Raw genomic sequence first — 19,453 nt, forward strand, 5'->3', positions numbered from 1 at the left:
GGGCAACTCGGCACGACCGTGATCCTGGCGGGCTTGGCGATGCTCGGCCCGTTTTCGATCAACACCTACCTTCCATCCTTCGGGGAAATGGCGGTGGTGCTCGGCACGGATCGAGTCGCGTTGCAGCAGACAGTGGCGATCTACTTCGCCGCCTTTGCCTTCATGGCCCTGTGGCATGGCACGATCTCGGATTCCTTCGGGCGCCGCCGCGTGGTGCTGGCCGGTCTGGTCGTCTATGCATTGGCGTCGCTCGGATGCGCGCTTGCGACGCAAGTGGAGCAGTTGTGGGTTCTGCGGGCACTCCAGGGCTTCTCGGCGGGGGCCGGGATCGTGATCGGTCGCGCCGTCGTCCGGGACCTGCATGAAGGGCCGCGTGCGCAGCGCATGATGTCGCAGGTGGTGTTGATGTTCTCGATCGCACCTGCCGTCGCTCCTTTGGTGGGCGGCTGGTTGCAGGTCGCGCTGGGCTGGCGCTCCGTATTCGTGTTCCTGTGCCTGCTTTCCACCAGCCTGCTCGTCGCCGTGTTTTTCGGATTACCGGAGACCCTGCCAGCCTCGCAGCGTCACCCGTTCAATCCGGCGGGTGTGCTTCGCGGTTACGCGTCCGTGCTCGGAAACGCGCGCTTCATGAGCTGGGCACTGGCGTATGCCTGCATGTTCGGCGGCTTCTTCCTTTACGTCCTGTCTGCGCCGGTGTTCCTGATGGAGCATCTTGGCCTGGGCGAGACCGATTTCCTGTGGATGTTCGGACCTGCGACGGTGGGGCTGATGTTGGGTTCCGCGCTTGCGGGCCGCCTTGCGCAGCGCTGGTCCACGGCATCCACGCTGAATACCGGGTTCGCGATCATGGCTGCCGCCACGCTCTGGAATCTCGCCGTGTGCCTCGTCGAACCCGGCGGCACGGCGTGGTATGTGGCGTATCTCCTGTTCTTCAATCTGGGCATGTCGGTGATGATTCCAACGATCACGGTGCGCGGCCTGGATTGTGTACCGGAGCGCCGCGGCACCGGCTCATCGGTTCAGCTGTTCATCCAGACGGGATTCAACGCCTGGATTGCCGCGGTGCTGGCGCCACTGATGTGGCATTCGCTGCTGTCGCTCGCGCTGGGAGCCGCTGCTCTTGCCCTGTGCGGCGTCCTCGGGGTGGCCGTGGCGGGCCGCCTGTCCAGCATCTCCGAGGCCCATCAATGAGGGGCTGCTCCTTCACGGCTGCGCTATCGGCGAGCGACCGCGAATCAGCTTGATCTTGCGGCCTGGCGGTAGCCCCGGAACAGGATCAGCGGCATCCGCAGCAGCGTCCGCCACCCGAGCAGCTGGAGCGCCTGCCAGCAGTCTTCGGGGCGGATCAGGATGGTGGTCGCCATCGAGCCCATGACCTTGCCCTTCATGACCAGCGTGTCGTCCTTTCGCTGGATGGACTTCACTTCGACCATCTCCACGCCTTCCTTGCTGAACATCTTCACGGCTGCCGCTCTCCATCACGTTGGACGTGACCGCGACCGCGCGATGCGGTCGCGGCGTTCCACGGGTCAGTTTTCGATGAGATCGTCGAAATCCATGCCCAAGTCTTCCAGCACCACCTGCGCCGCGTTGCGTCCGGACGCTGCGGTAACCCCGCCCCCCGGATGGGTGGAGGCGCCCGCCATGTACAGACCCGCCACCGGCGACTTGTACTGCCCGTAGCCCGGGGCAGGGCGGTTGCCCGCGATCTGCCAGTTGTACGAGCCGAAGTGCAGGATGTCCGCACCGATCATCGCGTTGTTGTGGCGCTCGATATCGAGCGGCGTGAACCACGAGAAACCGATGATGTTGTCGTCGCTCATATTGGTCGTGAGCTTGCGCAGGTCGTCGAGGAATCCATAAGCGATTTCCTTGCCGATCTCGTCCCAACGCTGCGGGCCGCCCTTCACGTTGTAGGGGCAGAAAGCGTACATGTTGAGCACGCGCTTGCCCTCGGGTGCCCGCGTCTTGTCATAGACGTCCTGCATCACGTAGGCGACGAAGTCGCGGCGCGGGATGCCGTATTCGAGATCGGAGAAGGCGCGTGCGAACTCCTCCCAATCGGAGTGCGAACGCTCGACCCAGAAGAAATCGTCCACCGCCGGACCGACCTTGTACTGCGGCGCCTCGTGCAGCGCGAGGTGCAGGTTGAAGGGCTGGAAGCTGTTGCGTTTCAGCCCCCGAATCCGCGGTTCGAATCCTTCCGGCAGATTCGCGCCCGGCACCATGTGCGGGAACACCTGTTGCACGTGCATCGTCGAAATGACGCCTTTCTTCGCGACGATCTCCTCGCCCGATTCGAGCACGACGCCCGTCACCTTGCTGCCATCCATGCGCATCTGCTTGACGGGCGCATTGACGCGTACCGCGCCGCCATGCGATTCGAAGCACTCCCGCAGCTTGTCCGCGAAGGCCCCCGAGCCGCCGACTGGAATGCCGACACCGTAGCGGTGCATGAAGGGCAGAATGATGTAGAAGCCGAATCCCGTGCCGTTGTTGAACGGGTTCATCATGGCTTCCGAGGCATAGCGGGCCAACGCGATGCGCACCTTGGGGTGCTCGAACCATTCGCAGATGAAGTCCCATGCGCTCATCGACTGGGTTCGCATCAGCGATTGCCCGACCACGCTCTGCTCCATCATCACGGCTTGGGCGCCCGCGTTCGGGGGCGCATGGAACATGCCCATCACCATCATGTCGAGGTTCTGGAACACCTCCTTGTTGAAGCGCCGGTAGGCTTCCGCATCCTTCTGCGAGAATTTTGCGATCGCTTGGGCTGTCTGTTCGAGATCGGTGTAGAACTCGAGCGTGGTCCCGTCGTCGTAGAAAATCGCAGTCATCTTGTCGGGGTTGATGTACTTCAGCCCGAACTTCGATTTCAGCTGCAGTTCGTCGTTGCGCAGCAATGGGTTGGCCTGCAGCAGGGTATGTGCGACCGAGCAGACGTCATGCTTGAAGCCCGGCACCGTCAGCTCGCGCGTCATGACGCCCCCGCCGACCTTGTCGTTTTTCTCGACGACGCATACCTTCAGTCCCGCCTTCGCCAGGTAGCACGCGGCCACCAGACCGTTGTGACCGCCACCGGCGACCACGATGTCATATTGTTCGCTCATGGATATCTCCCGTTATCGGTTCCATCGTCGGGCGTGAGGGCCCCCGCCGCGCTATCGGGGATAGCGCGGGATGTCTTCCTCTCGTGCTGCGGGCGCCGTGAAGTGCCCCCGGATCAGAGTGCGGTTTCGGCGTCCGCCTGTTTGAACATGGCGTTGATGTCGCCCGAAGTGACCGGTTTGCCGGCTTCCCGCTTCGGTGCAGCGCCCCCCATGCCTTGCGTGGGCGAGGTGTCGATGCCCTTGGCGCGAGCCTGCGCGCGCAGCGCGCCGACGGTGCAGTTCTCGCGGCCGAGGATCGCGAACGGGTCGTAGCTGTATTCGCGCATCACGTTCCGGTGAGTGACCTTGGCGATGGTCTCGTCGGGGAGGTGCCTGAAGCTCTCCCACACCACTTCCGGAGAATTCGGCCAGGTGCAATCGGAATGCGGGTAGTCGCATTCCCAGCCAACCATGTCTTCACCGATGTGCTTCAGGTTCTGCAGCCCGAAGTCGTCCTCGATGAAACACGTGATGATGTGCTCCTTGAAGACTTCGCTTGGCTTCTTGCCGCCGAAGCTGGCATTCGTCCAGGCCTTGTGATGCCGGTGGGTGAAATCCGCGCGCTCGAGGAGGTAGGGAATCCACCCGATGCCGCCTTCGGAAAGCGCCATCTTCAGCTTCGGGAACTTCCTCCACATTGGCGCCCAGATCCAGTCGGCCGCCGAGTTCGCGATCGAGATCGGCATCGAAGTGATCCATGCGTCGATCGGCGACAGGTCGGAGGCGTGCTCGGCCTTGACGCCGGTGCCGATGTGGCAGTTGATGACTACCGCGTTGTCCGCGCAGGCCTTCCACACCGGGTCCCAGTACGAATCGTGGATCGACGGGAAGCCATGCAGGGCGGGGTTGTCGGAGAAGGAGATCGCATGCACCCCGTCCTTCGCCATGCGCTTGATTTCGGCGGCAGCCGCCTGCGGGTCCCACCAGGGAATCAGCGCCATCGGGATGAAGCGCCCCGGGGCGGCGTTGCACCAGTCGTGCAGGTGCCAGTCGTTGTAGGCCTGGATGGCGGCGAGCGATACGTCGCGCGCGTCCTCGTACTGCTGGAAGCGCTGCCCGGCGAAGCCGGGGAAGGTCGGGAAACACAGCGAGCCGAGCACGCCATTGGCGTTCATGTCGTCGACGCGCGCCTGGACGTCCCAGGTGCCGCGCCTCATGTGTTCGTAACCAAGCGGCTCCATGCCGTACTCTTCCTTGGGGCGACCGACGACCGAGTTGAGGCCCATGTAGCCGGTTGCCCGTCCTTCGAAAACCCACACGTCACGACCCTTATGCTTCTCGATGTGAGGCTCGCGCCCCTTGAAGCGGGCCGGCATATGGCGCGCAAAGGCGTTCGGGGGTTCGATGGCGTGGTCGTCGATGCTGACGAGGATGAGATCTTCAAGTTTCATCGCGTGTTGTCTCCGATTCCGCCTTCGCATGCCGCGCACGTGGCCGAGCGGCATGCAGGCGGTATGTTTGTGGTAGTGGTCGCCGTTACGCGTCTAAAGGATCACGCCCAGGTTGGGGGTGCCGATGACGACTTGGTCGAGCAGGATCTCGCGGCGAGCGAGTTTCAGCGCGCCATCCTCACGGCGCAGGATGTCGTGGCGGACGCAGGGGATCAGGTCGAAGTAGTCGAAATCGAAACGGCTGCGTGTAAGGAGCAGATAGCTCTCGACCTTCAGGTCATCGCTGTCGTCGATTCGGTAGACGCGTACGTTCGTGACCAGACGCTTGATGCGCGATGGCGGATCCTCGCCCCAGGCGCTCTTGGTGTCGGTAATGCGCTTGACCCGCATGAGCATCGAGCCGTAATTCTCGTGCAGGTGCTGGACGTTGCGCGAATAGGTCTGGTCGAACTGGGACGTCGAACGGGTATGGCGCAGGGGCGCGTTGTATTCGAGGTCCTTGGTGAGCAGCTCCGCCCATTCGCCGAGGCGCAGGTTGTCGAGCATTTCGGCTTCGTCATAGAGGAAGTCGAGCACCTCGTTGTAGGTATCGCTGCCGGAGGGAATACGGTTCGCCTTGATCGAGGGCGGCAGCGGAGTCGGTTCGAGCAGTTGCTGAAGCATGGAGGTCTCCTGAAGTAGGGGTAAGTAGTCGCGCTGTGATCAGTTCTCGGCAGTCATCAGTTCGTACCAGTATTCCCACCAGCGCCACTGGGTGTCGTCCTTCGTGAAGCCGTCGCCGACATCGCCAGGGCCCGGCCAGCCTTCGAGCCTGTTGTTCTCGTACATCGACTGATACTTCATCGTGATGTGCTTGCTCACGGCACCCTTCGCCGCGAGCGTCTGGTGCGGCCAAGTGTCCGAATCGTCCTGCTCGACCATCCCCGAAGTGCCCAGGAGTTGGACGCCGAGGCGCAGCATCTTGGCCTTGAGATCCGGCGGAGTGTCCTTCTCGGCCAGGATCCAGTTCACGAATTCCAGCTTGTCCGGCCCCTTCGGGACATAGGCGTGCAGCGCCATGACCCCGATCACGCCATCGGGCGAGGGGATGTAGACGAACTCGAACAGCCCGTTGGGAAAGAAGTTGCCCACTTGGGGCGGACGCCAGGCCATGACGCGCAGCTGGTCATCGCTGAAGCGACGGAGCACTTCCGGCAGCATCTCGGGCGTGATGCCCGGCGGGGGCAGCGCTTCGAGTTTCTCCTTGATCGACAACTCGCTCGGGTCCTTCCCCGTCAGGCGTCGGATCTTGCGGTCCAGCTCGATGCATCGCATCGTGTGTGCGTGCGCGGTGTAGACCTCGGTGCCGTACATCTCCGGTGTCAGGTCGCCGCCGCCACCTTCGCTGCCCGGCTTGCGATAGGGGCCCACTTCCGATAGCCAGCGGTGCAGGGTCAGCACATGGAATCCGTCCGACGCCGACTGCTCGCAGGCAGTCTTCCAGTTCGCACGGATCGTGAAACGCTGCGGGGGACCCAGCACTTCCATGCCCTTGTCAGTACGGCACCAGAGCGTGTCGAAATACCATTTCGCGTCGCCGAGGAAGTCCTCGAAGCTAGGGCCCTCGATGTTCCACGTCGCGAAGACCAAGCCGCCATAGATCGCGACGCGCGCCTTCTTCAGGCCGAGTTCCTGCTTGGTCATCATCTTCCCGTGCATGCATTCCTTCTCGACCGGCGCGCCGATGAAGTCGCCGTTCGGCTTGAATGCCCAGCCGTGGTAGATACAGACGTGAGTCATCGTGTTACCCACGTCATGGGTCGAGATCTTCATGCCCCGATGGGGGCAGACGTTGAGGGAGACGTACACCTCGCCGTCCGCCCCGCGTGCCATCAGCACGGAATCCGATCCCATGTCGCGGACGACGAAATCGCCCTTGTTCGGGATTTCAGTTTCGTGGCCGAGGAATACCCAGGTCTTGGCGAAGATGCGCTCCATCTCGAGCTCGAACAGTTCGGGATCGGAAAGCGCCCGCATCTTGACTTCGCGGGTTTCGAGGTTGATCAGGTCGGAAAGCAGGGTGCCGTCCGAGAGTTTGGGGTTTGATGTTCTGTCCATGTGTTCCTCCTCCTTGAAGGTCGTCCGTTCGTCTGCGCTTAAAAACTGAACATAAACACAAAAGATGTATAATTTAAGCGCAGTATCCTACCGTTGATTACGCTTAGATTTGATCTATGTCAACAAAACTGGCGGTGGTGCCTCGACTAAACGCGACATGCGCAGGCTTGCGTGGCTTTGGTGAAGTTGAACACTTTTACGTGAAAGTGGATCAATGCCGTCCTTGCGAGGCAAATTCAAGACGTGGCAGGAGAGCTGAATGGATTTCGGAATCAATGGACGTCGGGCGATCGTGTGCGCCTCCTCGCGAGGACTTGGAAAAGCCTGTGCCTTGGAGTTGGCGCGGGAAGGCTGTACGGTCTTCCTCAACGGACGTGACGAAGAGCGCCTGACCTTGGCGGCGGACGAGATCGCGCGGGAGACCGGAGTGAGGCCCGCCACCGTCGTTGCCGACCTCGATACCGAGCGAGGGCGGCAGCTTCTGCTCGCCGCATGCGATGAACCGGACATCCTGGTCACCAATAACGGCGGGCCCGCGCCCGGCAGAATCGAGGATTGGGATCACGCAGCGTGGCTGGGCGCCATCGAGGCCAACATGCTGTCCGGGATACTCCTCATCCAGGCCGTCGTGGGGGGAATGCGGAAGCGCAAGTTCGGGCGCATCGTCAATATCACCTCCGCGATGGTGAAATCGCCGCAGCTCCCGCTCGGGCTCTCGACTGCCGCGCGCGCAGGATTGACGGCCTTCTCCAAGGCGCTATCGCTAGCCGTCGCGCGCGACAACGTCACGATCAATAACCTGCTGCCGGAGCGGATCGAAACCGAACGGCTGCGCTACATGATCGAACAGCAGGCGACGAGAGCCGGGTGCAGCTTCGAGGAGGCCCGGCATGACATGCTCAAGCCCGTCGCGGCAGGCAGATTCGGCCGCCCCGAGGAGTTCGCCGCCGCATGTGCGTTTCTTTGTTCAATGCAGGCTTCCTACATATCGGGACAGAACTTGCAGGTGGACGGTGGAAGCTACAGCGGGCTCATGTGAGAGCACTCTCCTGTTGCAACTCACGGAGTCCGGACGCCTTACAGAATTCAACCTCCGTCGGAGCAATTCATGATCACGCGAATGGACCACTTCACGATCGTTACCGATCGCCTCGATGTGACGCGTCGCTTCTACACGGAACTGCTCGAGATGGAGGAAGGGCCGCGTCCGCCTTTTCCCGTCCCAGGCTGCTGGCTCTACATATCCCAGCAACCCGTGCTGCACGTCATCAGTGTCAAAGAGATGCCCGAGCCGCGTCGGGGCGTTCTCGACCACATGGCATTTCGCGCCGAGGGACTGGTGCGCACGCTGAATCGCCTGGATGCGGCCGGTGTCAGCTACCGCATCATTCGCGCGCCGGGCGAACTGCGCACGTGGCAGGTCTTCTTCACGGATCCGAACGGGGTCGAAGTCGAACTTGACTTCGACCCGGCCGAGAGCGCTCCCGATGATTGGGCTCTCCGGAGAAGGCCGATCTGATTCGCACGGAATTACGGGTCATACTCGCACCGCCGTTGCTTGACCTGTCATTGCTCCCCCGGTGCGCGGCCATAATCCAGCCGCCGTGACCGTGGTGACGGGCGTTTGATTAGGATGCTGGAACGGTCAGGTTGCACCCAGGAAACTTTCAAAAGTCCGCCGTAGTTCCGCGCCGTTGCTCGGTGTGGGGAGAAGTTGTTTTGAAAATAAAGTGACGTAAGTGTTTGATTTTACGTATTAGTCACCAGTCTTGTGGCTCCAGTTGTCACCGGTTCGATCCCGGTATGTCGCCCCATATATTCAAAGACTTACGAATTTTTAGTAAGTCAATGGCATGTTGCAAAAAGTCACGCAAGTGCTTGTTTCGGTGGTGTTGAGCACTGGATGCGTATTCCCCAGATAGGGGGCGCAACAGTGCAATTCCCGTCGCACAACCCGGCCAGGGACCTTGGAAGCGATTGCCGGTTCCGGCCGCCACGCATTCTGCGCGGCTTGCCTCCCTGAGTGCCTCTTCAGCATATGACGCGTCACCCGGCGGCCACCGTTCGCATACTTCAAATCTCGTAAGATCCGCGGACCTACCAAGCCGTTGTCCTGTGCGTCGGTGTGAGCTCGCGCCGCGAACCTGCCGATGGAGGGACGCGACGGCGCGCAGATCACGGCAGGGCAGGGGAGAGACACCGCGTGGTCGCGCCACGATCGCTGCACCGATGCTCATCGCCAGTACCACGCCCGCGAGGATGTCTTTCACCTTTCCGACGATTGGATGCAACTCCGGATGGAGGTGTGAGGTGACCTACGTATTCCACCTTCCGACAACTCTCGGCCTTCCGCCACGAACATTCGAGTGGCCTACGTGCGGATCGGGACCATCGCCGGGATCGGGACCCTTGGACAACCCGCTCACGTGAATGCCATTTGCGATGAGAGGTGCTGAGGGTGGTACGGCGCTGGTGGCCTAGCGGCTCCGGGCGCTCTTCACGAAGTCGACCGAGGCCTGGAAGAGCGCCAGGTCCTTCTCGTAGTCGGCTGCGTCTTCGCGGTTGATCTGGATCCATTCCCGCGTGCTGGCCAAGCCGCCGGGTTGGAACGCGGAGACGTTCGCCCGGGAAAACTGCAACTCGGTCGCGACGGCGACGGGCAGGCGCAGGCCCACGCCGTTGGCGCTGACGCAGGCGAACATCTTGTCGCTGACGAAATAGGCGTCCAGGCCGCTGATTTTCCGGGCGCTGACGCCCGGGAGCTTGAGCAGCAGCGCGTCGATCTGGGCCTTGCGGCTGGGTTGGGGAGTCTCGGTCTTCACGGGGGGCGCCTGGGTTGTCCTGCACAGGGCGATTGAATCACAAACGCCGGGGTCGGTGCGCCCGGCCCGGACGTGAAAAGCCCGCGGCCGCCTGGGAGCGAGGCGGGGGCTCGGTGGACACCAGCGCTACTTGCCGTTGCGCCTTTCCGTCAGCGTGAAGCCGAAGTGGCGTTTGTGCGATCGCGAGAATGCGCTGAGCGCCGAGAACCCTAGCAGATCGGCAACATCGGTGAGGCGGCCCTCGTTGCCAGAGAGACCGCGTGGTCGCGCCGTCGATCTCATGGCAGGCGTCGATGGCCCTGTCGTCGTGCTCCTGAGGTCGGCTCGCTCGGGCCTCTGGCTTGGCCCTGGCAGGAGCGAATCGAATCACGGATTTCGATCAGTCGGCCCGATTCATGAGCCCTGATGGTGCGGTTCACGAGCTCGCAGTTCGCCGGGGATTTCAGTTTCGTGGTGCCCAACGGCTGGCGTTGCGCGGGACACTGTGCGCACCGTGTTCGGGATCCGCAACGACCGTGCTGCCGGGGCGCCTTTTGGCACTTGCGCGGTAATGTCAATTCTTGAACTCACTGGCACGCCGACTCATCCCGCAGTTAACGCGGATCCCGTTCGGTTCCGACTGCGAATAGCATGTAGGCATATACTTCCCGTGTTATACGAGGTGGGGCTGTATTATTTCGTCGCTAATACCTGCCAGGCGCGCCTACCGGAGGAGCGCGTTCAGGGAGGGCAAACACTCGCGCTCCAAGTCGGAATGACCAAGATCTTCCCCGCTGACGGCGGCGTTCGAACCAGGGGCCGAGTTCTCATACGAAACGTGGTCAAGCCGCCCCCTACAGATAATTCGGCGGAAGTGCGTTACGGCTCTCGGCACAGCTCACCACCATCGGCACCGAGCCGACCTCTTGGTGCACACGATAGACATACGGTCTCTTCTCCTCAGGAGTGAGCGCGTGGGCAGTCCTCTTTCGCAGGTCAAATCCGTTGAAAAAGCCCACCGAGCAATAGACCGTGCGGTCTGTCCGGTTCTCTAACTGTGCCGTCGCAACCACGCCGGCTACCGTGACGGTCTGTATCGATACGTCGAGCCCCTGCAGGTCGGTCTTGAGCCGAATCCAGAAGTTTGTCCCCATGGCCTCTGCCGGCATCGGCAAGACAATCGTGAGCACTGCCATCGTCGCGCTGCACAACGCTAGTGGCTTCATCGAACGCTCCAAGCTCAGAAACACGACTAATAGACCGCATGCCGGCGCAAACATTTCCCTCCTGACGAACTTGAGCGATCCCCGGATCAGGGGGGCGAACCGCAGACCGTCGTGAGGCCACTGTTCGGAAAGCCCAACGTCCGGCGACAGCGCAGGATGTTGCGGTCGGCACGTCTGCGGGCCAGTCGTGCGGGAAATTCCCATCTGAGCGACAGTCTGGAGCAGCGCTTCCTTGCTGCGCGTTTCTGATACGGAGGGGTGTCTTGGCGATCCTGAGTTTGCGCTGCCGGCTGGGCGTCACGAACAACGATTCCGTGCAATTCCGCTCGTCCGCGATCTGCAGCGAATTCCGCTCAATGTTCGCCCGCCCAACTTTCGTCAGGTATAGCCCCGGCGGATTCGAGCGAAGATTCGGCTGCCTGACGCGGTGTCCTTGATGCGGGACGTTACTTCCTAAGCCGGGACGGTATCGGAGACTGAAGTTCATGCGTTTGACCGAGCAAGCGAGCACGCGGCTTTTGGCGGTATTGCACAATACGACACCATACGATATGGTAGAGTCCATAGACATCGTAACGCGAATCGGAGAAAAGCATGTCCGGATTGCACTTCGAAGAATTTTCGATCGGTCAGGAGTTCCGCCACGAGATACGCCGAACCGTCACCGAGGCGGACAACGTCTGGTTCTGCGGGGCCACCTACAACCCGGCTCAGATCCATATCGATGCCGAATACTGCGCGGGAACGGAATTCGGCAAGCCGCTGGTGAACAGCATCTTCACGCTCGGACTCGTCATCGGGCTCACGGTGCAGGACACAACGCTCGGCACGACGGTCGCGAATCTCGGTATGACCGACGTGAGGTTTCCGGCGCCGGTCTTCGCGGGCGACACGGTGCGCGCGGTGACAACGGTGCTCGACAAGCGAGACAGCCGCTCGCGGCCGACGCAGGGCATCGTCACCTTCCGCCACGAAGGCTTCAATCAGCGCGGTGAACTCGTCGCCACGTGCGCACGTCAAGCGCTGATGCACCGGAGGCCCGTGTGATGAAGATGCGATCGTTCCTGTTCGTGCCGGCCGACAGTGACAAGAAGCTCGACCGGGCGCGCGACAGCGGGTCCGACGTGCTGATCGTCGATCTTGAGGATTCGGTCGCGGCGGGTCGCAAGGCGCTGGCGCGCGAAATGGCGGCGGGTTATCTGCGCCGGGAGCGCGCATCGAGCGGGCTCAACTACGTGCGAATCAACCCGCTGAGCGATCCGGCGTCGATGCTGGACTTGGCTGCGGTGGTCGGCGAGGGGCTCGATGGCGTTGTGCTGCCGAAGGCCGACGGAATCGAGGACGTGATTCGCCTCGGCAGTTGCCTCGATGCGCTAGAAGCGCGCAACGGCGTGCCGGCCGGCAGGACCCGCATCATCGTCGTCGCGACCGAGACGGCTGCCGCGATGCTTAATCTGGCCGGATACCAGCGCTCGCATCCGCGGCTCGCGGGGCTGACGTGGGGCGCGGAAGATCTATCGGCCGCGCTCGGCGCGTCCTCGAACCGGGAATCAGACGGGTCGTTATCGCACGCTTATCTCATGGCCCGTTCGATGTGCCTCGTAGCAGCCGCAGCCGCCAGTGTCGCACCGATCGACACCCTGTACGCCGACTTCCGCGATGCCGGAGGACTCGAGAACGAGTGCGTCGCCTCACGCCGTCGCGGCTTTGCCGGGCGCATCGCGATCCATCCTTCGCAGGTCGAGATCATCAACCGCTGCTATTCGCCGACCGCCGAGGAAGTCGCGCTCGCGCGGGTGGTCGTCGAAGCGTTCGAGGCGCAGCCGGACGTCGGGACCGTGGGCATTGACGGAAAGATGTATGACCGGCCGCACCTCGTCCAGGCGCTGCGCACGCTGGCTGGGGCACAGCCGTAAGTACGCCGCGTCGCAGAAGTCTTGCAACAAGAGCTTAAGAGGAATGACAAATGGACTTTTCGATCGATCCTGACCATCAGGCCATCCGCGAGGGGGTCTCCGCTGTCGTGCGCCAGTTCAGCGATGAATACTGGCTCGCCCGCGACGACGACGGCGAGTTTCCGCGCGATTTCCATCGCGCGATGGCCGACGCGGGCTGGCTCGGCATTACAATGCCAACGGAATACGGCGGGGCGGGGCTCGGGGTTACCGAGGCGGCGATCATGATGCATGAGGTGGCGTCGCACGGCGGTGGGATGTCGGCGACTTCGACCGTGCACATCAACCTGTTCGGGCCGCATCCGATCGTCGTTTTCGGCACGCCCGAGCAGAAGGCGCGCTGGATTCCGCGTCTCATCAGCGGCGCCGACCAGTGCTGCTTCGGTTTCACCGAACCGGACGCGGGCCTGAATACGACGGCGATTAAAACGTTCGCCGAGAAGGTCGATGGTGGCTACATCGTACGCGGCCAGAAAGTATGGACATCCACCGCGCAGGTCGCCAACAAAATTATGCTGCTCACGCGCACGACGCGGCTCGAAGACTGCAAGCGGCCGACCGACGGCATCACGATTTTCTACACGGACCTCGATCGCAGCAAGATCGAGGTCCGGCGCATCCCGAAGATGGGCCGCAAGGCCGTCGACTCCAATTCGATCTTCATCGACGAGTTGTTCGTGCCGGACAGCGACCGGATCGGCGAGGAGGGGCGTGGCTTCCACTACGTGCTGCACAGCCTGAATCCGGAGCGCGTGCTGATCGCAGTCGAAGCCATCGGCATCGGGCAGGATGCGCTGCGGCGCGCGACGCAGTACGCAAAGGAGCGTGTCGTGTTCGGCCGGCCGATCGGGGCGAATCAGGGCATCCAGTTGCCGCTTGCCGAACGCTGGATGGCGCTTGAGGCCGCGTGGATGATGGCTATGAAGGCGGCCTGGCTCTACGACAATGAAAAGAGCTGCGGTGCCGAGGCAAACACCGCCAAGTTCCTCGGCGCCCGCGCGGGCTATGACGCGGCGCTGCAGGCCGTGCTGACGATGGGCGGTTTCGGCTACGCGAAGGAATACCACGTCGAGCGGCTGCTGCGCGAAGTCACCGTGACGCGGATCGCACCGATCACCGAGCAGCTGATCATGTGCTTCATCGGCGAGAAAGTGCTCGACCTGCCCAAATCCTATTGATGCCGTCGTTCTTGCCGGCAGCGCGGACGATACCGCCACGACGCTGCCGCTCCCGGGAGATCTGCCCATGCCACTGACCGTACCTCGCGATTGCGTCGGAGCTGCCACCGTTCCCACTGCCACCCAAGTCGCCGAAAGCACCATGGCGCGCTTCGCCGCCGGGATGGAGGCGCGCTTCGACCGGCGATTCGACGACTACGATAGCCTGCACCGCTGGTCGGTGCAGCATCTCGACGAGTTCTGGAGCGGGCTGTGGGACTTCTGCGACGTTGTCGCGCGGCAGAAGGGCGACGTCGTGCTCGATCAGGGGGCCTCGATGGAAGAGGTCCGCTGGTTTCCCGGGGCTCGCCTGAATTTCGCCGAAAACCTGTTGCGCTACCGGGGCGACTCGGACGCGCTGGTGTTCTGGGGTGAGGATCGTGTGAAGCGGCGGATGTCTCGCGACGGGCTCTTCACCGCCGTCGCGCGCCTCGCGGCCGCGATGCGTGAGCGCGGCGTCAAGGCGGGCGACCGCGTCGCCGCCTTCATGCCGAACTCGCCGGACACCGTTGTCGCGATGCTCGCCACGGCGAGCATCGGCGCGATCTTCAGCTCGGCGTCGCCGGATTTCGGCCCACAGGGAATTCTGGACCGGTTCGGGCAAATCGAGCCGGTCATGCTGTTTGCGACTGATGGTTACTACTACAACGGCAAGACGCACGACTGCCTCGAAAAGCTACGGCAGATTGCTGACGTCCTACCGACCGTGCATACGGTCGTCGTCTGTCCGTATATCGATGCGCCGAACCCGACCGGCGGCATCCGCGGCGCGGTGACGCTCGACGAGCTGACCGCCCAGTTCGCGTCGGTGACCGATATCCGTTTCGAGCCGCTGCCGTTCGATCATCCGCTCTACATCGTATTCTCCTCGGGCACGACGGGCGTGCCGAAGTGCATCGTCCATCGCGCCGGCGGTGCGCTGCTGCTGCACCTGAAGGAGCACCGGCTGCACGGGAACGTGCGGGAAGGAAGCCGTCTGTTCTACTTCGCGACGTGCAGCTGGGTCATGTGGAACTGGCTTGCGTCGGGACTCGCGTCCGGCGCTGCGCTGATGCTGTACGACGGCAGCCCGTTCGCCGGTGACAACATGATCCTCTTCGACTACCTGCAGGCGGAGCGCTTCACGCATTTCGGCACGTCGGCGAAGTTCCTCGAAGCCTGCGCGAAGTTCGACCTCGCCCCGATCCGCACGCACGACACCGGTTCGGTCGAAGTGCTGTACTCGACCGGCAGTCCTCTCGTGGCCGAAGGCTACGATTACGTCTACCGCGCGTTCAAACCGGACGTCCAAATCGCGTCGATTTCAGGCGGGACAGATTTGCTGGGCGCGTTCGTCGGCGGCAACCCGGTGCTGCCGGTGTGGCGCGGCGAAATCCAGTGTAAGCAGCTAGGCATGGCGGTCGACGTGTTCGATGAGCACGCTCGCCCGGTCCGCGGGGAGAAAGGGGAGCTCGTGTGCACGGCGCCGTTCCCCACCCAGCCGCTGTACTTCTGGAACGATCCCGAAGGGCGAAAATACCATGAGGCCTACTTCGCGCGCTTTGACGGCATCTGGTGCCACGGCGACTTCTGCGAGCTGACCGAGCACGGCGGGTACGTCATCTACGGGCGCTCTGACGCGACGCTGAACCCGGGGGGCGTGCGTATCGGCACGGCGGAAATCTACCGGCAGGTCGATCAAATCGACGAGGTCGTCGAGGCGGCGGTGATCGGCCAGAACTGGCCGCCGGAAAAGCCAACCGACGTACGGGTCGTGCTGTTCGTGAGGCTGCGCGACGGGATCGCGCTCGACGACGCGCTCATCGATCGCATCAAGCATCAAATCCGGGTGAATACCACCTCGCGTCACGTGCCGGCACGCGTCGTTCAGGTCGCTGACATTCCACGGACGAAGAGCGGAAAGATCGTCGAGCTCGCGATTCGTCAGGTCGTGCACGGCGAGACAGTCAAGAACACCGGAGCGCTCGCGAATCCCGATGCACTCATGCAGTTCACACAACGCGTGGAGTTGCAATCCTAGCCAACGGATCACGCAAATCAAACACAGCGGCTGGGGCGGCGAAGCATCCAGCATGACGGCCCCAGGGATATCAGGAGACAGGAATGGCCTATCAATCGATCGAGCTCGCAGTCCGCGATGGGGTGGCGCATATCGCGCTGAACCAGGCGAGCAGTGGAAATCCGTTCAATGAAGCCTTCTGCCGTGAGTGGCTCGCGGCCGCCGACGAGCTTGCCGGACGCCGCGACGTGCGGGCGATCCTGCTGACGGCCCGGGGAAAATACTTCAGCGTCGGCGGCGACATCAACCTGTTCGCCGACAGCCTCGACCAATTGCCGCAACGCATCCGCGAATGGACGGGGGCGCTACACATGGGGATCGCACGGTTCGCGCGCCTGGATGCACCGATGGTGGCCGCGGTGCACGGCGTGGCGATGGGCGGCGCGGTCGCCCTAGTCGCCGGCTGCGATGTCGTTTACGCTGCGGGCAGGGCGGCATTCGGCGCTGCCTATCCGACGATCGGGTACAGCTGCGATGCGGGCGCGTCGAAGACGTTAGCGTCGCGGATGGGTGTAGCCCGAGCGCGGCGATTCCTGCTTTGTGGCGAAATGCTAAAGGCCGAGCAGGCGCTCGGCTGTGGGCTTGCGGATTTCGTCGTCGACGACGCCGAGCTCGGGGCGATCGCCGAAGGGATGGCTCAGCGTCTGGCGGGCGGCCCGACGCGAGCCTTCGGCGAAATCCGGCGGCTCTTCGGCAAGGTGACGCAGCAGTCGTTTGAGGCGCAGCTCGAAGACGAAGCGCAAGCGCTGGCCGCGGTCGCAGCGACGCAGGACGCGCGCGAGGGGATCGCGGCGTTCGTCGAGAAGCGTCGTCCGAACTTCGCGGGCCGGTGAGTCAGCATCTGCCCCTGAATAACGCGCGATGAGGCTCGACAGAACGTCACGGGAAGGGCTGTATGCCGAAGAGCACAGCCATTTCCGCGAAACCGTGCGCCGCTTCGCGCGGGAGGAGATCGCGCCGAACTTCGCCCGCTGGGAGGAGGAAGGCATTGTCGCACGCAGCTACTGGCGCAGTGGCGGCGCGGCCGGTTTGCTTTGCCCTCAGGTGCCTGAGGCCTACGGCGGAATCGGCGGCGACTTTCGCTTCAATGCCGTGGTGATCGAGGAGCTGTGGTACGCCGGCTTTGCCGGGCCGGCCGCCGATTTCTCGGTGCACAGCGACGTCTGCTGCGGTTACCTGTTGTCGTTCGGCAGCGAAGCGCAGAAGACGAAGTGGCTGCCGGGCATGATCTCGGGCGAGGTCGTCTGCGCGGTCGCGATGACCGAGCCGGGCACCGGCAGCGACCTACAGGGCGTGCAGACCCGCGCGGTGGGTGATGGCGACGATTATGCGCTCAACGGTCAAAAGACCTTCATCTCGAATGGCCAGCATTGCGACCTCGTCATCGTCGTCGCGCGCACGCGCCGGGACGCGGGCTCCGCTGGGTTGAGCTTGTTCCTGGTCGAAACCGACCGATCCGGCTTTCGTCGCGGCCGCAACCTCGACAAGCTCGGCCATCGCTCGGCCGACACGTCGGAGATGTTCTTCGACGACGTGCGCGTGCCGGCAAGCAACCTCCTCGGTACGGAGGGGCGCGCGATGGCGCAGCTGATGAGCGAGCTGCCGCAGGAGCGCCTCACGATCGCGATCCAGTCGATCGCTGCCGCGCAAAAGGCCTTCGACCTCACCTGCGCCTACGTTCGCGAACGCAAGGCTTTCGGCCGGCCGGTCGGCGAGTTTCAGAACACGCGCTACCGGCTTGCTGACTTGAAGGCCGATCTGGCGGTCGGCTGGTCCTTCGTCGACCAGTGCCTCGGGCGCCATGTCCGTGGGGCGCTCAGCTCTGAGGAGGCGTCGATCGCGAAGCTCTGGTGCAGCGAGATGCACGGCCGCGTCGTCGATCAATGCGTCCAGTTCCACGGTGGCTACGGGTTCATGCGCGAATACGAAATTTGCCGCCTTTACGCCGATGCCCGCGTCCACCGCATCTACGGTGGTACCTCAGAAATCATGCGTGAATTGATCGCGCGCGGCCTTTAGCCGTTGTGCGTCGCATTCCAACACCCCAGCAGAGGAGGCAACAGACCATGGATCAGCGCCACCAATCCTTCTTCATCGATGGGCGATGGGTCGAGCCGGCCGGCAACCGCCGCATCGAGATCGTCAACGCCTCGACCGAGGAGGTCGTCGGCAACGTGCCCGAGGGCAGTCCCGCCGATGTCGACCGCGCCGTAGCGGCCGCCCGCGCCGCGTTCGAAGCGCCGGCCTGGCGCGGCCAAAGCCCCGCAGAACGGTCGGCCGCGATGAACCGCTTCGCCGATGCAGTCGAACGCCGCGGTGCCGAGCTCGCGCAAGCGGTCAGCATGCAGAACGGGATGCCGATCAACACCGCCGACCAGCTCGAACGCGGATTCGTCGTCGCGATGCTGCGTTACTATGCCGCGCTCGCGAAGGATCTCGCCGTCGAGGAAAAGCGGCCATCCCCGATGGGATTCACGTCGCTGGTGCGGCGCGAGCCGGTCGGTGTCGTGGGGGCGATCGTGCCGTGGAATTTTCCGGTTGCGCTGTCGATGATGAAGATCGGGCCAGCGCTGGCCGCCGGCTGCACCCTCGTCATGAAGCCCTCGCCGGGCACCGTGCTCGACAGCTACCTCCTCGCGGCGGCTGCCGAAGAGGCGGGCTTGCCCCCGGGCGTCATCAACTGGGTGCCGGGCGAGCGGGAGCTCGGTGCCTATCTGGTTTCGCACCCGGGCATCGACAAGGTCGCCTTTACCGGTTCGACCGCGGCGGGACGGCAGATCGCGCAGGAGTGTGGTCGACTGTTGCGGCCGGTCAGTCTCGAACTGGGCGGCAAGTCGGCAGCCATCGTCCTCGACGACGCGGACCTCGGCGCGCTGGTGCAGGGGCTGCCGACCGCATCGATTCTCAACAACGGCCAAGCGTGCTTCTCGTGCACCCGGATTCTCGCGCCGGCGAGCCGCTACGACGAAGTGGTCGACGCGGTTGCGAGCGCGGTGTCCGCGCTCGTCGTCGGGGACGCCCTCGATCGGAGCACGCAGATCGGGCCGATGGCCTCGGCCGCGCATCGCGACCGCGTCGAGCGCTACATCGCGCGCGGCAAGACCGAGGCGCGGCTCGTCGCCGGAGGTGGCAAGGTCGAGCGCGAACGCGGCTGGTTCGTGCAGCCTACGGTCTTCGCCGACGTCGATAACGCCGCCACGATCGCACGCGAGGAAATCTTTGGGCCAGTCCTGTCGATCATCCGCTACCAGGACGATGAGGACGCGCTGCGCATCGCCAACCAGTCCGAATACGGGCTGGGCGGCACTGTCTGGTCCACAGATCGGGAGCGGGCCGCGGCGCTCGCGCGCCGCATCGAGAGTGGTACCGTTGGCATCAACGGCTATATGCCCGACCTCAACGCGCCATTCGGTGGGATCCGGGCGAGCGGGCTCGGCCGCGAGCTCGGCCCCGAGGCGATCGGGGGGTACCAGCGCTACAAGTCGGTCTATCAACTCGCGTAACGAGACGACCGGACGAAGTCTGCCCCGTTCGGGGCAGACCGCTCGCCTGGCG

17 protein-coding genes are annotated in these 19,453 nt (G+C 63.4%); 10 read left to right on the forward strand and 7 right to left on the reverse strand.

Annotated elements, in window-relative coordinates; translation table 11 throughout:
• Positions 1 to 18 precede the first annotated feature (18 nt).
• On the forward strand, positions 19 to 1,191 hold the full coding sequence (locus F464_RS0114925) for a multidrug effflux MFS transporter (RefSeq protein WP_018990637.1): 1,173 nt from the start codon (positions 19 to 21) through the stop codon (positions 1,189 to 1,191).
• A 44-nt stretch (positions 1,192 to 1,235) separates the two neighbouring features.
• Here F464_RS0114925 and F464_RS0114930 read toward each other — a convergent pair whose 3' ends face one another.
• From F464_RS0114930 to F464_RS0114950, 5 genes are all read right to left on the reverse strand, one after another.
• Positions 1,236 to 1,457 (reverse strand): hypothetical protein, encoded by a 222-nt coding sequence (locus F464_RS0114930; protein WP_211168871.1) that lies wholly within the window; start codon positions 1,455 to 1,457, stop codon positions 1,236 to 1,238.
• A gap of 72 nt (positions 1,458 to 1,529) precedes the next feature.
• Positions 1,530 to 3,113, reverse strand: a complete 1,584-nt coding sequence (locus F464_RS0114935) for a phytoene desaturase family protein (RefSeq protein ID WP_018990639.1) — start codon at positions 3,111 to 3,113, stop codon at positions 1,530 to 1,532.
• 113 nt (positions 3,114 to 3,226) lie between these two features.
• Positions 3,227 to 4,543: an amidohydrolase family protein gene (locus F464_RS0114940; RefSeq protein WP_018990640.1), complete on the reverse strand. Its 1,317-nt coding sequence runs from the start codon at positions 4,541 to 4,543 to the stop codon at positions 3,227 to 3,229.
• A 93-nt stretch (positions 4,544 to 4,636) separates the two neighbouring features.
• On the reverse strand, positions 4,637 to 5,206 hold the full coding sequence (locus tag F464_RS0114945) for an aromatic-ring-hydroxylating dioxygenase subunit beta (protein WP_018990641.1): 570 nt from the start codon (positions 5,204 to 5,206) through the stop codon (positions 4,637 to 4,639).
• Positions 5,207 to 5,245: 39 nt separating this feature from the next.
• Positions 5,246 to 6,640, reverse strand: coding sequence for an aromatic ring-hydroxylating dioxygenase subunit alpha (locus F464_RS0114950; RefSeq protein ID WP_018990642.1), 1,395 nt, complete (start codon positions 6,638 to 6,640; stop codon positions 5,246 to 5,248).
• A 259-nt stretch (positions 6,641 to 6,899) separates the two neighbouring features.
• Here F464_RS0114950 and F464_RS0114955 point away from each other — a divergent pair, with 259 nt between their 5' ends.
• Together F464_RS0114955 and F464_RS0114960 are read left to right on the forward strand one after the other, a co-directional pair.
• The gene (locus tag F464_RS0114955) at positions 6,900 to 7,679 is read left to right on the forward strand and encodes an SDR family oxidoreductase (protein ID WP_026296020.1); all 780 of its coding nucleotides are present in this window, start codon (positions 6,900 to 6,902) and stop codon (positions 7,677 to 7,679) included.
• A 69-nt stretch (positions 7,680 to 7,748) separates the two neighbouring features.
• The gene (locus F464_RS0114960) at positions 7,749 to 8,159 is read left to right on the forward strand and encodes a VOC family protein (RefSeq protein ID WP_018990644.1); all 411 of its coding nucleotides are present in this window, start codon (positions 7,749 to 7,751) and stop codon (positions 8,157 to 8,159) included.
• Between the two features lie 958 nt (positions 8,160 to 9,117).
• On the opposite strand, the gene F464_RS0114970 is transcribed toward F464_RS0114960, so the two are convergent.
• Both F464_RS0114970 and F464_RS30975 read right to left on the reverse strand, forming a co-directional pair.
• Positions 9,118 to 9,462 carry a hypothetical protein gene (locus F464_RS0114970; RefSeq protein ID WP_018990646.1) on the reverse strand — a complete coding sequence of 115 codons (345 nt, stop codon included), beginning with the start codon at positions 9,460 to 9,462 and terminating at the stop codon, positions 9,118 to 9,120.
• Positions 9,463 to 10,295: 833 nt separating this feature from the next.
• Positions 10,296 to 10,667 (reverse strand): hypothetical protein, encoded by a 372-nt coding sequence (locus F464_RS30975; RefSeq protein WP_157353783.1) that lies wholly within the window; start codon positions 10,665 to 10,667, stop codon positions 10,296 to 10,298.
• Positions 10,668 to 11,261: 594 nt separating this feature from the next.
• On the opposite strand from F464_RS30975, the gene F464_RS0114985 reads away from it, so the two are divergent.
• The 7 genes from F464_RS0114985 (at position 11,262) to F464_RS0115015 (ending at position 19,401) form a co-directional block, all read left to right on the forward strand.
• A complete protein-coding gene (locus tag F464_RS0114985) occupies positions 11,262 to 11,714 on the forward strand; it encodes a MaoC family dehydratase (protein WP_018990649.1) in 453 nt (150 codons plus the stop codon).
• Positions 11,714 to 12,583, forward strand: coding sequence for an HpcH/HpaI aldolase/citrate lyase family protein (locus F464_RS0114990; RefSeq protein WP_018990650.1), 870 nt, complete (start codon positions 11,714 to 11,716; stop codon positions 12,581 to 12,583). The genes F464_RS0114985 and F464_RS0114990 overlap by 1 nt, the downstream gene beginning before the upstream one ends.
• Before the next feature lie 50 nt (positions 12,584 to 12,633).
• The gene (locus tag F464_RS0114995; protein WP_018990651.1) at positions 12,634 to 13,800 is read left to right on the forward strand and encodes an acyl-CoA dehydrogenase family protein; all 1,167 of its coding nucleotides are present in this window, start codon (positions 12,634 to 12,636) and stop codon (positions 13,798 to 13,800) included.
• Between the two features lie 67 nt (positions 13,801 to 13,867).
• The gene (locus F464_RS0115000) at positions 13,868 to 15,859 is read left to right on the forward strand and encodes an acetoacetate--CoA ligase (protein ID WP_051092301.1); all 1,992 of its coding nucleotides are present in this window, start codon (positions 13,868 to 13,870) and stop codon (positions 15,857 to 15,859) included.
• A gap of 83 nt (positions 15,860 to 15,942) precedes the next feature.
• Entirely contained in the window at positions 15,943 to 16,731 is a 789-nt protein-coding gene (locus F464_RS0115005; protein WP_018990653.1) for an enoyl-CoA hydratase/isomerase family protein, read from the forward strand.
• A gap of 28 nt (positions 16,732 to 16,759) precedes the next feature.
• Complete coding sequence (locus F464_RS0115010; RefSeq protein WP_018990654.1) at positions 16,760 to 17,917, forward strand: acyl-CoA dehydrogenase family protein; 1,158 nt, start codon at positions 16,760 to 16,762, stop codon at positions 17,915 to 17,917.
• 47 nt (positions 17,918 to 17,964) lie between these two features.
• Positions 17,965 to 19,401: an aldehyde dehydrogenase gene (locus tag F464_RS0115015; RefSeq protein ID WP_018990655.1), complete on the forward strand. Its 1,437-nt coding sequence runs from the start codon at positions 17,965 to 17,967 to the stop codon at positions 19,399 to 19,401.
• Positions 19,402 to 19,453: the final 52 nt, after the last annotated feature.

This window comes from Aromatoleum toluclasticum ATCC 700605, from assembly GCF_000378245.1.
Lineage (GTDB): Bacteria > Pseudomonadota > Gammaproteobacteria > Burkholderiales > Rhodocyclaceae > Aromatoleum > Aromatoleum toluclasticum.